We start from the raw sequence: 14052 nt of genomic DNA, 5'->3' as shown, positions 1-14052 counted from the left end.
CAGGGGGCGATCGGCACCGCCCGCGCCGGGGCCCGGGTCACCAGGCGACGACGCCCTGGGCGGCCGGCTGAATCGTGCCGACCTGGAGCGATTCGAAGGTGAGGCCGGACTGCTCCGGGTTCGGGAAGCCCTCCAGGGCGGCCACCACGAGCAGCCCGCCCTTCGTGAGGCCGACCTTCACGGTGTTGCCGGTCGGGCAGTCAGCGGCCGCCTTTTCGCAGATCGACCACTTGATACCGGCGAACGCTCCCCCGCGCGAGGTCAGGTCGGCCGGCACCGACTTGCCCGGCTGGGCGACATTCTTCGTCGGCACGGTCACCGCCTCGTCGGCCGCGTTCACGAGCGCGATCACTGGCCAGCCGCCCACGTTGCAGGTGCGACTGGACGTGTTCACCAGGTGGACGAGCGCCATCCGGCTGTCGCCCTCACGTCGTTGCGGCTGTTCGGTGAGTGTCACCTTGAGGTCGGTCGCCTTGCAGGCCGGCGCCGCCGCGGGGGTGCCGTCGTCGACGGGGGCGGGCGGCGTGGCAGGCCGCGTGACAGGCGGCGTGGCGATCGGAGTTTTGCTCGTGCTCGGCACGGCGTCGGCCGGGGTCGACGCGACCGGTGAGGTCTCCGACGGGGAACTCGCCGCCACGGGGGCGTCCGGCGACGAGGACCCGCAGGCCGAGATACCGGTGAGGATCACTGCCCCGTAGACGACGAGCAGCGCCACCGCCTTTCCTCGGTTGACGGTCCAGCGGGTGGTACGACGTCGCGACACTACGAACTTCCGATCTCTGGGTTGATGAATCACGATTGCCGAGCGCCCGGTCTCCATCGCACACGGGCTCGGCGAACAGGGTCCGGACACGGTACGGCCAGGCAGGCCGAGGCGGTTCAGGACGCCGGGCGAGAATGTAGCGCAGTGGCTCACGTGGCCCGCGCCCAGGCCGTCGGCTGCCATGTCAGGCATGGGTGGCGGGAGCGAGGGCGAAGTCTGCGGCCGCCTCCGCGTCCATTCGGGTGCTCGGGAACACTGAGCCGCCCTCGGCCACCTGATCGGTCACACGGTTGAAGGTGTTGCCGGAGATGAGGAGCATGTCGGCGCCGAACCGCTCCAGCGTCGCGCCGGCGTCGGCCAGCAGCGTGCTCACCTCGTCACAGCGATCGGCGAAGATCCAGCCTTCGACGATCGTGTAGCCGACCGACCAGATCAGGCTGTTCGCCGAGTGGCTGCCGCCCAGGCGTTCTCGTACCCGCTGATTGAAGAACTTGTAGTAGATGAGCGTCGATTCCCAGCTGAGCCCACCGATGAGGCCAACAATACGCATTGGTGTCCGTTTAGTCCGATCCTGCCCGTCGGGGAGGCACACGGATGCCGGGGCGTGCTTCAGCCCCGATCCGTGGCCTTGACGAGCAGGACGATGCCGGGAACGGGTGTCCATCCGCCATGCCACTTGGTGACCGATTTCTGCCCACCGGCTAGCCGGGCGACGCGAGACCTGCCTTGCGTCCCATCACCGCGCCGCGGTCTCACGCACCGTTCCGTAGAGTTCGCGGTGCCACAGATCCGTACAGATGCGTTCGATCCCGGTCGTGAGGTGTCGGCGATAGGTGGTGAACGGCAAATTGAGCCGCTCCGCGGCGGCTTCCTGGGTGGGCGCCCCTCGGAGGTAGGTGACGGTCAGGGCCCGGTGGAGCTTGTGTGCACGCGGGTCGTCGCCCAGGTGCTCGATGGCGCGCTCGAGCACGTGACGCAGGGCCGTGGCGGGATCGCGCTGACAGTGCTCGGCGATCAGCCTGGTCCGGGCCAGTGGGCTGGCGGCGAGTGCGCTGGGGTGACCGAGGCGCCGTAGTCCGTTGCGGACGGCATCGGCGAACTCGTCCTGGGAGAGCACGGCCAGGGTGGTGGATGCCAGGTCGGCCGGCTCCCGCGATCCATGCTCCTGGAGCCTGTTGAGGCGGTCGAGCCATGCTTTGACAGGCACCGCACGCCAGTCGTGGGCGAAGACGCCGTACTCGCACTCGCCCAGGCGCGGCCGTTCCGCGATCTCGTGCAGGTCGTAGTGGCGCATAAGGGCACGGTAGAAGTCCGCATCCTGCTTGACCACAAAGGACCAGGACATGCGTTCTGCGCGAAGGCAATGGCCGACGCCACGCCACTGGATCAGATCCGTCACAGGAGAGCTCGCCCGGTAGGGCGCCAGGATCCAGGATCGTCCGATGGCGAGGTGTTCGCCTGCGCGCAGCGGGGCGGTGGCGCGGGCGTACGCCCAGGCGGCCGCGACGACCGGGTCGGCGGCGATCTCGTCGTCGTCCGGTTCTTCCAGACTCAGCCAAGCACAGAAGGCGACGGGCTCGCCGGTCTCCGTCCACCGGTAGACGCGGAATGCCTGGGGTTGCCGTTCGGCCCAATAGGCGGCCAGAGCCGCCGACTCCTCGTTGTCGGCGGCGGTCGCCACGCGTATCAACGCGTCGATGTCCTCCGGGCGGAAGGGGCTCTCCTGCGCCTCGCCCCGGGCGCTCCAGGTGTGGAAGGCGGAGATCATGGCATCGCGGCGGTGCAGGAACCACAGGGATCCGGCGGCGGCCAGCACGTCGTGATCGGCGGCTGTGCAGACCTTGTCATTGAGGTGGGCACGGATGCGCTCGTGCATGGTGGCGTGCCCCTGTGGGTCGCGCCAGCGCAGATCGGCCTCCAGCACTTCTCGCACCACGTCGTGCGGGTGGAGGCCGAGCGCGGTGGACTCGACGAAAGGCAACCGCCGCAGCCAGGAGAACAACGGCGCGACGTCGCCGGGAACGACCGCACGCAGCAGATCCTCGGTGGTCATGTAGCTGTGCGCGCACACCTCCAGCGCCTGCCGATGCGCTGTGGAGGGGACGTCGCCGACCAACTGGTCGAGCAAGGTCGCGACCACGTCCTGATCGGGCGCCCAGCGGGCGCTGGCCTGCTGATCCTTGGCGGCCACCGCCGCGCCCAGCGACAACGCCAGGGGATTGCCCCCGGCGAAGGCCAGCAACGGCTCATGCAGATCCAGCGACACTCCACGGGCGACCATCAACGCGCGGGCATCATCGGTGGCCAACTCCCGCAGCGTGACCACTTCCAGCGCGTCCGCCCAGCCGGGATCGGCCTGCCATGTCATGTCCGGCGGAGTCCGGCCCGCCACCACCACCAGCGCCCCGACCGGCAACCGGGGCAGGAACCGCTCCCGAAACCAGCCCTCCAGCCCCTGGATGCGCTCGAAGGTGTCGATCAGCAGCACCGTCCGCTCGTCATGCAGCACCGGAAGGGCCTCGGCCTCGAACGCGTCAGGCGAGGCCGCGACAGTGCGCCCGTCCAGCATGACCACCGAGCGCCCGGAACGCGCCGCCTCATGGGCGAACCGGCGCAGCAACGTGGACTTGCCGATGCCCCCCGGCCCGTGGACCCACAACACACTGCAGCCGCCGCCGTACAACACCGAACCGAAGAGAGCCAACTCCTCCGCCCGCCCCACGAAAGCGGCCTTTCGCGCGCCGTGCAGCCGCCGTCCCAGCAGCCCCGGCTTGTTCGCTCCCCCCGAAGACATGGCCTCGACTTTAGCTTCCTGTTTTCCATGGTCACGAATGGGGGCTCAAGCATATGAACCGGATACCGCCTGGCGGCGGCACGTTTCCGTCCCAGCTGTGAGCAGTAAGTAGACGGTGATTGGGCCGGCTACCGGACAGTCGTACGGCTCCGGGTCTCGCCCGATACGGCAGCTGACTGGAAAGCGGCAATCTGAATGTGCCCGCTGACAGGAGGCCTCATGACCACCGCGACCATGCCTGCGACCGGTATCGACTCCGCACCTTCGCGGCCGGCCGCGTCGTGGCCCGCCTACTGGGCCGCATGCTGGATCGGAGCCTTCTGCGCCGTCGTCCTGGCCGCGACGGGCTACAACCAGCTGATGCGCGGAGTGCCTCTCCACGAGGGAGGACGGATCGCGCTGATGGCCACGGGACTGCGGCTGCTCACCGTCGCCCTCGCCCTGGCCTCGGTTCAGGCCTGGGCCGGCACCTTCCGAACTGGCTGGTCGCGACCGGCCGGTGGGGAGCCGCGGCGGTGCAACTGCTCTACGCCGTCACAGGGTCTCCCCCCTCGGCACCGTCCTCGGACTCCTCGGCCTTGTCATCGGATGACGGCCTCTGTCGATCCGTCGCCCGGCCGTTCGTGTAGACGGCGAGAACGCCGGACGATCCGGCGGCCGGCTGAGGGAGAGACATCATGGGCGAGGTCATCGTCATCGAACACCTGACGCTCGACGGTGTGATGCAGGCGCCGGGACACCCCGACGAGGATCGCCGTGACGGTTTCCCGTACGGCGGCTGGGCGAGCGACCGGGGTCAGGACCCGGCCATGCAGGAGGCGATGGGCGCACGGATGTCGAGCACCTGGTCCCTTCTGGTCGGCCGGACCACCTATGAGCGTTTCGCGGACTACTGGCCCAAGCAGGGGCAGAACCCGTTCACCGAGGCGCTGAACCGCGTCCAGAAGTACGTCGCGTCGACCACGCTGACCGAACCACTGACCTGGCAGAACTCCACCCTTCTCAAGGGAGACGCCGCCGACGCCGTGGCCGTGCTCAAGGAGGAACTGGAGGAGAACCTGGTGGTGTTCGGAAGCGGGCGGCTGGTCCAGTCGCTCATGCCGCGTCACCTGGTCGACGAGTACGTGCTGATGATCCACCCTCTGGTGCTGGGGACGGGGCGCAGGCTGTTCCCCGGCTCCGGGCCGGCCCTGTCCGGTCTGCGGTTGGCCGACTCCACGACGACGGGGACCGGCGTGATCATCGCCACGTACCGGGACTCTTCTGCCTGAAGACCCCCTACTGCGGGCCGCCCACCGGCGACGTCGCCCGGCACGGAGCTGTGCTCGATGCCGGGCGACGCGCCGGGGAACCGGTGTCAGGAGACGTTCGAGGTGTAGGTGCAGTCGGCGAAGGTGTTGGTTCCGGTGCCGCCGGCGCAGGAGTCCGTGCCGTACCCGCCGTTGAGGTAGTCGTCGCCGGCCATCCCGACCAGGACGTCATTGCCGACGTCGGCCCAGAGCCTGTCGTCGCCTCCCTGGCCGAGCAGCAGGTCGTCGCCGCCCATGCCGACCAGGGTGTCGCCGGCGTCACTGCCGCTGATGGTGTCGTCGTAGGCCGTGCCGTAGATCTGATCGAAGTCGTTGAAGACCTGGTCGCCCTCGCCCGGCATGCCGTTGGGAGTCACCCGCTGCAGGCTCACGTCGACGCCGGAGGTGGCGTAGCGGTACAGCAGCGCGTCGGTGCCGGTGCCGCCGTTCATGCTGTCGGCGCCCACACCGCCCTCGACGACGTCGTCACCCTCGTTCCCCTCGATCCGGTCGTCGCCGTCGCCGCCGTAGAGGGCGTCCGCGCCCGGACCGCCGTCGATGACGTCGTCGCCGCCCATCCCGCAGATCACGTCGTTCCCGCCATAGCCGTAGACGGTGTCCGAGCCGGGCGACCCGTAGATGACGTCGTCCCCGGGGGAGCCGTATATGGTGCCGGAGCCCGTGATGGTCGCGAAGTCACCCGCACAGTCCTGCGCCTGGTCACGCAGAGCGATGCCCCCCTCGCGCACTTCGGTTGAGGTGCGCGTCGCCAGGTAGCGGCCGTCGCGGGACAACACCGGACCGTTGCTGTCTCCCCACACGGAGGACCGCTGTCCGTCCATGCCGGTCAGGAACCGCCTCGTGTCCGTCTCGAGATTCCAGAGCACATAACCGGTGGAGTCTTGCCTGTAGAGCATGTACCGGCCGTTCGCAGTGATGGTGGCGTCCACTGGGACTGAGCCTTGTAAGGGCGCCAGGGTGACGGTCCCGGTCACCAAATCCTTGACGTAGGCGTCGGCGAAGGTGTCGGTGTCCTCGGGCACCAATTGTTCCTCGGTGATGAACGCCAGCTTGCCGCTGTTGCTGATGCCGCCGATCGAGGTGAACCCCCCGTGGACCGCCCCCGAGAAGATTTGCGTCACCCGCGTGTACGTCCCGGTCACCTGATCGTGGACCGACACCCATTCACCGCTCGCATCCATCCAACTGATCGCGATGAACCGGCCCCCAGGGCTGACCGCCGAACCGAAGCTGGTCAGCCCGGCGATGTACGCGGGGGCATGAGGATCTCTCAGCAGTTTGACGTCTCCGGATACCAGGTCGCGTAGGTACCACTGGTTGGATCCCGCTCCCGGCACCTGAGGCAGCCCCGACCGGTACACGACGGTGCGCGCCCCGTCGTAGGAAACCGCGCCCACAGAGTTCTGCTTCGTGCCGTCGGGCACATCCAGCCGGGTCTCGACTCCCGTGGCGATGTCCCTGACGTACAGCTGAGGGCCGCACGAGGCACGGCATCGGGTGAGGTAGACCGCCTTGCTGCCGTCTTCGCTGAGTTGGACGCGGGCTTCCTGGTTGAGATCAGGGAGCCAGACGGACGTCCCGGTCTTCCGGTTCAGCACGATGCCGTGGGTCCGCCACGCGTTGTAGTCGGAGTGGACGGGGCTCCAGTCCGTGTAGGTGTAGGCGATCGTGTTGCCGTCGGCGCTGATGGTGGGTGCGTTGTAGCGGCCGTCGGCGGGCCACACGTTGTCGCCGTAACTCCCGGAGTAGACCGCGATTGTCGCCGCCGGAAGCGGCGGGCTCGGCAGCACGGCGGCGGCGGCCTCCGCGGCGCTGGTCGGCGACAGCGGAGACACCAGAGAGGCGGACAGGAAAGCGGTCAAGGCCAGAGCCTGTAAGGCCCTGCTTTTGCGGACACGAACACGCTTCACGAGAACTCCTTGTGCAGAGTCGGATCGAGGTGTGTCGGGATCCAGTGGACGGCCCGGTAGCCCGTAGTAGGGGTCAGGAAACGGTCCGGCGATTCAGTGGAATTCGCCGCTGAAATGCCGGAGAAAATGACGGGATCGGGTAATCAGTCGACTCGCATATGAATCAACCCGAATTGGATCGGTCCGATCGTGTGCGTATGACATTGCCGGGCAGCGAACGCGACCTGAATGCGCGGCCACAGACGCCCCAAAGCCGTACACACCGAAGATTTTCTCGTCGGCTCAAGGAATTCATCGGCGCGCAAGCCTTGACCAGAGGGTGTCTCGTCAGCCAGCGAAGCAGCGAGGGAGTGAGACGAGAGAAGAGACCGACGCGGTCAGGACTCGAGGGTCCGGAAGTGCTTCCAGGCGAGTTCGAGGACGGCCGCGCCGGCCGCCTGCATCGGCTCATCGTGGACGTACCGGCTCACCGAGTCGTCATCGAACGGGATGCCCTGCGCGCCGATGACGCGTCCCTCTTCGTTCGATGTGGCGATGTCGCCGAAGACGGCGTCGAAGGTGTCCGCCTCGATCACGGTGACCGCCAGGATGTCCGTGGCGAAGGTGAGGGGGTCCACTCCGATGCCCAGGACGAACGACCGCAGCCGGTCGTCCTCACGGGCGTCGGTCAACTGCCGGTAGAGGGGCCAGGTTTCGTAGTCGAACGCGTCGCCGTACACCTCCGATCGCCGGAGGAACTCCTCGGCGTACTCGCGTACCACGCACTTCCACAGGTCGAAGTCGGCGGTCTCCGCGTGGGCGCCCTCCTCGGAGGGTTGGAACACTCCGACGGGCATGACCTGGTAGAGCCCACCTCCGTGCGCGACCCGGGCGGGGTCACGCCAGTGGAGCACGAACGTCATGTCCCCGGTACGGCTGTCGCGCCGCAACGTCAGCATGGACACCGCGGGGAGCGCGACCCGGGAGCTCAGGGACGTGGGATCGGCGACGAGTCCGCGGAAAGGCAGCTCGGTCTCGTTCAGCAGCCGGGCCGAGGCGAACTCGTGGGCGACGGTCTCGCCGACGTCGACCCCGTCGAAATAGTGGCCGCGGGTGAAACTCATCTCCGGCCAGGCCACGTCGAGCAGGCGGTAGCACGTGCGGTTCTCGAACAGCCGGGGCCTGTCCAGGGCCTCCATCGCCTCGGCATACGAGGAGATGCCCGGCGGAAGCACGGACACGGCCTCCACTTCACGACCGGTCACGGCCACGGGAGAAGGCCGGTCGATCCATCGCAGGCCGATCCTGTGCAGCTCGATGGGCTGAGCCGGCGTCCATGCCTGCCTGGTCAGCAGATGTGTCGATCCGACCTTGGGCACGTCCGGATAGAGCCGGTCGGCGGCACGTGCGAGCTCGTGACGGTGCTCGTTGAGGTGACGACGCACGTCGCGCCAGGCCGACGGGGATCTGTGCGATTGCGTGCTCACGTGCGTGCTCTCCGGGGGAAAAGGAGTGTGACTGCCGTCCGAACCCTACGACGCGTGGCCGGGCCTGGCCGGCACGCGTCGCAGGGTTCCGCGAGGGTTCGGGTCAGGAGCCGACGTAGGTCGCGAGGTGTTCACCGGTGACGGTGGCGCGGGCGGCGACGAGGTCGGCGGGTGTGCCCTCGAAGACGATCCGGCCGCCGTCGTGGCCGGCGCCGGGGCCGAGGTCGATGATCCAGTCGGCGTGCGCCATGACCGCCTGGTGGTGCTCGATGACGATGACCGACTTGCCGGAGTCGACGAGCCGGTCGAGGAGGCCGAGCAGCTGCTCGACGTCGGCGAGGTGGAGGCCGGTGGTCGGCTCGTCGAGGACGTAGACGCCGCCGTTGCCGGCCATGTTGGTGGCCAGCTTGAGCCGCTGCCGCTCGCCGCCGGACAGCGTGGTGAGCGGCTGGCCGAGACTGAGGTAGCCGAGCCCGACGTCGGCGAGCCGCTTGAGGATGGCGTGCGCGGCCGGCGTGCGCGCCTCACCGGTGCCGAAGAACGCCTCGGCCTCGGTCACCGACATGGCGAGCACCTCGCTGATGTCGCGGCCGCCGAGGTGGTGGTCCAGCACCGATGCCTGGAACCGCTTCCCCTCGCACTCCTCGCAGGTGGTGGCGACACCGGCCATCATCGCCAGGTCGGTGTAGATGACGCCGGCGCCGTTGCAGCCGGGGCAGGCGCCCTCGGAGTTGGCGCTGAACAGCGCCGGCTTCACGCCGTTGGCCTTCGCGAAGGCCTTGCGGATCGGGTCGAGCAGGCCGGTGTAGGTCGCCGGGTTGCTGCGCCGCGAGCCCCTGATCGCTCCCTGGTCGATCGACACCACACCATCCCGGCCGGAGACCGAGCCGTGGATGAGTGAGCTCTTTCCCGACCCCGCGACGCCCGTCACCACCACCAGCAGGCCGAGCGGGATGTCGACGTCGACGTCCCGCAGGTTGTGAGTGGCGGCACCGCGCACCTCCAGCACTCCCGCCGGTGTCCGCACCGACTGCTTGAGGGCGGCCCTGTCGTCGAGGTGCCTGCCGGTGACGGTGCCGCTGGCCCGCAGCCCGTCGACGGTGCCCTCGAACATCACCTCGCCGCCGGCCGTTCCCGCGCCGGGGCCCAGGTCGACGACGTGGTCGGCGATCGCGATCGCCTCCGGCTTGTGCTCCACGACCAGCACGGTGTTGCCCTTGTCGCGCAGGCTCAGCAGCAGGCCGTTCATCCGCTGGATGTCGTGCGGGTGCAGCCCGATCGTCGGCTCGTCGAAGACGTAGGTGACGTCGGTCAGCGACGACCCGAGGTGGCGGATCATCTTGGTGCGCTGCGCCTCGCCGCCCGAAAGCGTGCCCGACGGCCGGTCGAGCGAGAGGTAGCCCAGCCCGATCTCCACGAACGAGTCGAGGGTGTGATGCAGCTTCCCGAGCAGCGGCGCCACCGACGGCTCGTCGAGGCCGCGGACCCATTCGGCCAGCTCGCTGATCTGCATCGCGCACGCGTCGGCGATGTTGATCCCGCCGATCCGCGACGACCGGGCCGCCTCGCTGAGCCGGGTGCCGCCGCACTCGGGACAGGTGTCGAAGGTCACCGCCCGCTCCACGAAGGCACGGATGTGCGGCTGCAGTGCCTCCTTGTCCTTGGACAAAATCGACTTCTGCAGCTTCGGGATCAGCCCCTCATAGGTGAGGTTGATGCCTTCGATCTTGATCTTGGTCGGCTCTTTGTGGAGGAGGTCGTGGAGCTCCTTCTTGGTGAACTTGCTGATCGGCTTGTCCGGGTCGAAGAAGCCGCAGCCTCTGAAGATCCGGCCGTACCAGCCGTCCATGCTGTAGCCGGGGATCGTCAGCGCGCCCTCGTTGAGCGACAGGCTGTCGTCGTACAGCTGGGACAGGTCGATGTCGGAGACCCTGCCCATGCCTTCGCAGCGCGGGCACATGCCGCCGGTGATGCTGAATTCGCGCCGCTCCTTCACGACCTCCCCACCGCGCTCGAGCTTGACCGCACCCGCTCCGCTGATCGAGGCGACGTTGAAGGAGAACGCCTGGGGCGAGCCGATGTGCGGCTGCCCGAGCCGGCTGAAGAGGATGCGCAGCATCGCGTTGGCGTCGGTGACAGTGCCGACCGTCGAACGGGGGTTGGCGCCCATCCGCTCCTGGTCGACGATGATCGCGGTCGTCAGCCCGTCGAGCACGTCGACCTCGGGCCGCGCCAGCGTCGGCATGAAGCCCTGCACGAAGGCGCTGTAGGTCTCGTTGATCATCCGCTGGGACTCCGCGGCGATCGTGCTGAACACCAGAGAGCTCTTGCCCGAGCCGGAGACGCCGGTGAACACCGTCAGGCGGCGCTTGGGGAGCTCGACGCTGACGTCCTTGAGGTTGTTCTCGCGTGCGCCGTGCACGCGGATCAGATCGTGGCTGTCGGCAACGTGTAGCGCAGGCGACTGCGAGTCCGTTCTCGAGGCCATGCTCATCGTGTCTCCATCTGTTGGGCGAGGCCGCCTTCACGGCCTCCGTCGGCGTCGTGCGCGGGCTCCGTGGCAGTGCCCTCTGTGCAGGTCGTGGATGTGATCGCTGGACGGCTCAGCGCAGCTGGTTGATCCGGATCAGGTTGCCCGCGGGGTCGCGGAAGGCGCAGTCGCGGATCCCGTACGGCTGGTCGGTCGGCTCCTGGACGACCTCGGCGCCACCGGCCTGCAGCCGATCGAAGACGCCGTCGAGGTCGGGGGTGGCAAGGGTGATGATGGCATAGGTGCCCTTGGCCATCATCTCGGCGATGACGCGGCGCTCGTCTTCCGTGATGCCGGGGCCGGCGTCCGGCGGGGAGAGGACGATGGACGTGCCGGCCCCGCCGGCGGGGCCCACCGTGATCCAGCGCATCTTGCCGCGTCCGACGTCGGCGCGGACCTCGAAGCCGAGGACGTCGCGGTAGAAGGCAACGGATGCTTCCGGGTCGTCGTGCGGAAGGAACGTGTTGTGAATGGTGATGTCCATGGCCGTCAGGCTAGTTGGGGCCGCGTGACCTGCGCTTCTCGATTCCTGACCGGTCTCGTCACCTGTTTGGCCACGCAGGCGGGCATCCCGTCCGTCGTGTGCGCCTCCTGGTCCCGGTAGACGCTGGGCGGCATGCCGACCAGCTCGGTGAAGCGAGTGCTGAAGGTCCCCAGCGACGAGCAGCCGACCGCGAAGCAGACCTCGGTGACGCTGAGATCGCCACGACGCAGCAGGGCCATCGCGCGCTCGATGCGCCGGGTCATCAGATAGGAGTACGGCGACTCGCCGTACGCGAGCCGGAACTGGCGGCTGAGGTGCCCGGCCGACATGTTCACGCCGCGGGCGAGCGCCTCGACGTCCAGCGGCTGGGCGTACTCCCGGTCGATCCGGTCGCGGACGCGGCGCAACCGCGCGAGATCGCGCAGGTGCTGCTCCGTGGCGGGTCTACTGGTCATACGCGAATGGTACGTCGTGCCGCACTTGTCCAGCTCCGCTCTCGCTGTGATCGAGGTGACGCCGTGATCCGTACGCCTGGACCTCATGCCCCGGGAAACCGAGGCAGGGCCGGTGGTCATCACCACGGGCGATACGTGAACGTCCATTCGATCGTCGGCAAAGACTCGTCCTCCCACCGAGGTTGAGTCGAAGACTGGTGGTACGCCGACCAGGGAGACGCTCTTCGAGGCCCGCCCCGCCGCGCTGTCGCACCGAGTGTGACCAGAATCCGAGAAGGAGGCGGTCATGAGCGACACCGCCGCCCACGACATCGCCATCCAGGACACCGATTCCGCCCACCGGCGGCTCCGCGCGGAGGTGCGCGAACTCTGCAGGAGCTTCGGCGACGAGTACTGGCGCGATCGTGACCGCGAACGCGCCTACCCGGAGGACTTCGTGCGCGCCCTCACCGACTCCGGTTACCTGTCCGTCCTCGTCCCGGCACAGTACGGTGGGCTGGGGATGGGCGTCACCGAGGGAGGCATCATCCTGCAGGAGATCAATCGCTCCGGTGGGCATTCCGCGGCCTGTCACGCCCAGATGTACACCATGGCCCCGTTGCTGCGGCACGGCAGCGAGGCGCAGCGCCGCCGCTATCTGCCCGAGATCGCGACCGGCGGGCTGCGTCTGCAGGCCTTCTCCATCACCGAGCCCGAGGCAGGCTCCAACACCACCCAGATCACCACCACGGCGGTGCGCGACGGCGACGACTACGTGGTGACCGGCCACAAGAACTGGACGAGCCGCATCACCCAGTCCGACCTGCTGATGCTGCTGGCTCGCACTCGCCCGCTGCCGGAGGACCCGGCCGAACGAGCCGAGGGCATCAGCCTGTTCCTCATCGACCTGCGCCGGATCCGCGCCCAGCAGCCCGACACGCTGGTCGTCGAACCGGTGCACACCATGTTCAACTACGCCACCAACCAGGTTTGGTACAAGGAGATGCGCATTCCCGCCGACAGCCTGATCGGCGAGGAGGGCAGAGGCTTCCACTACGTCATCGACGGCTGGAACGCCGAACGCATCCTGCTGGCCTCCGAGGCGATCGGCGACGGCTACTGGTTCCTGGACCGGGCGATCGACTACGCCAGGGGGCGCGACGTCTTCGGCCACCCCGTCGGCGCCGACCAGGGCGTGCAGTTCCCACTGGCCCGCGCCTACACCCAGGTCGTCGCGGCCGACCAGATGCGCACCCGCGCGGCGGCCTTGTTCGACAGCGGGCGCAAATGCGGCGCCGAGGCCAACACGGCCAAGTTCCTGGCCAGCGAGGCCAGTTGGCAGGCGGCCAACATCTGCCTGGACACCCACGGCGGCAACGGGTTCGTGGACACCTGGGACGTCGAGCGCAAGTTCCGTGAGACCCGCCTCTACCAGGTCGCTCCCGTCAACAACAACCTGATCCTGGCGTTCCTGGGCCAGCACGTCCTCGGCCTGCCCCGGTCCTACTGACAGATCTCGATCACCCGAACCGTCGCTCTCATCCGGACGGCGCCGCCGCAGCCCAGACCCGGCGCGGCCATCCCTGAACCCATTGCCGTCAACCCACGGTTGACGATCGAGCTAGCGTCAACCTATGGTTGACGCATGGAGAACAAGCCTCGCCTGGACGACCTCATCGAAGTGATCAAGACCCGGCACCCGGACGGGGACGCCTTACGACAACTGACCGACGCCGTGGTGCTCGGTGAACATCTCGGCGAGCTGGCCGACCACCTGATCGGCCATTTCGTGGACCACGCCCGCCACTCGGGCGCCTCGTGGACGGAGATCGGCCACAGCATGGGCGTCACGAAGCAGGCCGCGCAGAAGAGGTTCGTACCCAAGGAAAGCGGCGGCACGCCGGCCGACGACCTCAAGACCTTCGCCCGTTACAACGACGGGGCCCGCCGCGCGGTCGTCGGGTCCCAGGAGGTGGCCCGGCAGGCGCGGCACGACCGCATCGGGCCGGAGCACATCCTCCTCGCACTGCTGAACGAGCCGCAGTCGCCGGCGGCCCGGATCGTCGACGTCCTGAGCGGATCGTCCGACGCTGTCCGCGAGTCGCTCGCCGGAACGTTGCCGCCCGGGGAGTCCGCTCTGGTGGGGCACATCCCGTTCGCCGCGCAGAGTGTCAAGGCTCTGGAGCTCACGGGTCGTGAAGCGCTGCGCCTCGGCCACGAACACGTCGGCACGGAGCACCTGCTGCTCGGCGTCCTGTCCGTCGGCGAAAGCCCTGCCGTGGCCGTCCTCGAACAGGCGGGCGTCACGAAGGAAGGCGCCGAGGCGGAGATCGCGCGGCTCGAACCATGAGGGCACGGGAG

Annotated in this window: 11 protein-coding genes; 3 read left to right on the top strand and 8 right to left on the bottom strand. The window is 68.4% G+C overall.

Going from position 1 to position 14052, the window contains the following annotated elements:
- Window positions 1-37: 37 nt before the first annotated feature.
- The 3 genes from Pph01_RS31450 to Pph01_RS31440 all read right to left on the bottom strand — a co-directional run bounded on the left by Pph01_RS31450 (window position 38) and on the right by Pph01_RS31440 (window position 3557).
- Window positions 38-763, bottom strand: coding sequence for a DUF4232 domain-containing protein (locus Pph01_RS31450; protein WP_204076813.1), 726 nt, complete (start codon window positions 761-763; stop codon window positions 38-40).
- Between the two features lie 184 nt (window positions 764-947).
- Complete coding sequence (locus Pph01_RS31445; RefSeq protein ID WP_204076812.1) at window positions 948-1313, bottom strand: aspartate/glutamate racemase family protein; 366 nt, start codon at window positions 1311-1313, stop codon at window positions 948-950.
- Window positions 1314-1499: 186 nt separating this feature from the next.
- Complete coding sequence (locus Pph01_RS31440; RefSeq protein ID WP_204076811.1) at window positions 1500-3557, bottom strand: P-loop NTPase; 2058 nt, start codon at window positions 3555-3557, stop codon at window positions 1500-1502.
- A gap of 677 nt (window positions 3558-4234) precedes the next feature.
- On the opposite strand from Pph01_RS31440, the gene Pph01_RS31435 reads away from it, so the two are divergent.
- Window positions 4235-4828 carry a dihydrofolate reductase family protein gene (locus Pph01_RS31435; RefSeq protein WP_204076810.1) on the top strand — a complete coding sequence of 198 codons (594 nt, stop codon included), beginning with the start codon at window positions 4235-4237 and terminating at the stop codon, window positions 4826-4828.
- Window positions 4829-4914: 86 nt separating this feature from the next.
- Here the strand turns inward: Pph01_RS31435 and Pph01_RS31430 are convergent, their stop codons facing one another.
- From Pph01_RS31430 to Pph01_RS31410, 5 genes are all read right to left on the bottom strand, one after another.
- Window positions 4915-6777 (bottom strand): hypothetical protein, encoded by a 1863-nt coding sequence (locus Pph01_RS31430; protein ID WP_204076809.1) that lies wholly within the window; start codon window positions 6775-6777, stop codon window positions 4915-4917.
- 377 nt (window positions 6778-7154) lie between these two features.
- Window positions 7155-8243 carry a hypothetical protein gene (locus Pph01_RS31425; protein ID WP_204076808.1) on the bottom strand — a complete coding sequence of 363 codons (1089 nt, stop codon included), beginning with the start codon at window positions 8241-8243 and terminating at the stop codon, window positions 7155-7157.
- A gap of 103 nt (window positions 8244-8346) precedes the next feature.
- Entirely contained in the window at window positions 8347-10737 is a 2391-nt protein-coding gene (locus Pph01_RS31420) for an ATP-binding cassette domain-containing protein (protein ID WP_239117157.1), read from the bottom strand.
- A gap of 109 nt (window positions 10738-10846) precedes the next feature.
- A complete protein-coding gene (locus tag Pph01_RS31415; RefSeq protein WP_204076806.1) occupies window positions 10847-11257 on the bottom strand; it encodes a VOC family protein in 411 nt (136 codons plus the stop codon).
- Window positions 11258-11262: 5 nt separating this feature from the next.
- Window positions 11263-11712, bottom strand: a complete 450-nt coding sequence (locus Pph01_RS31410; protein ID WP_204076805.1) for a helix-turn-helix transcriptional regulator — start codon at window positions 11710-11712, stop codon at window positions 11263-11265.
- A gap of 286 nt (window positions 11713-11998) precedes the next feature.
- On the opposite strand from Pph01_RS31410, the gene Pph01_RS31405 reads away from it, so the two are divergent.
- The gene (locus tag Pph01_RS31405; protein WP_204076804.1) at window positions 11999-13201 is read left to right on the top strand and encodes an acyl-CoA dehydrogenase family protein; all 1203 of its coding nucleotides are present in this window, start codon (window positions 11999-12001) and stop codon (window positions 13199-13201) included.
- Between the two features lie 135 nt (window positions 13202-13336).
- A complete protein-coding gene (locus Pph01_RS31400; protein ID WP_204076803.1) occupies window positions 13337-14041 on the top strand; it encodes a Clp protease N-terminal domain-containing protein in 705 nt (234 codons plus the stop codon).
- Window positions 14042-14052 lie beyond the last annotated feature (11 nt).

The sequence above is a fragment of the Planotetraspora phitsanulokensis genome (assembly GCF_016863295.1).
GTDB lineage: Bacteria > Actinomycetota > Actinomycetes > Streptosporangiales > Streptosporangiaceae > Planotetraspora > Planotetraspora phitsanulokensis.
This window is presented reverse-complemented; position numbering and strand designations above follow the sequence as displayed.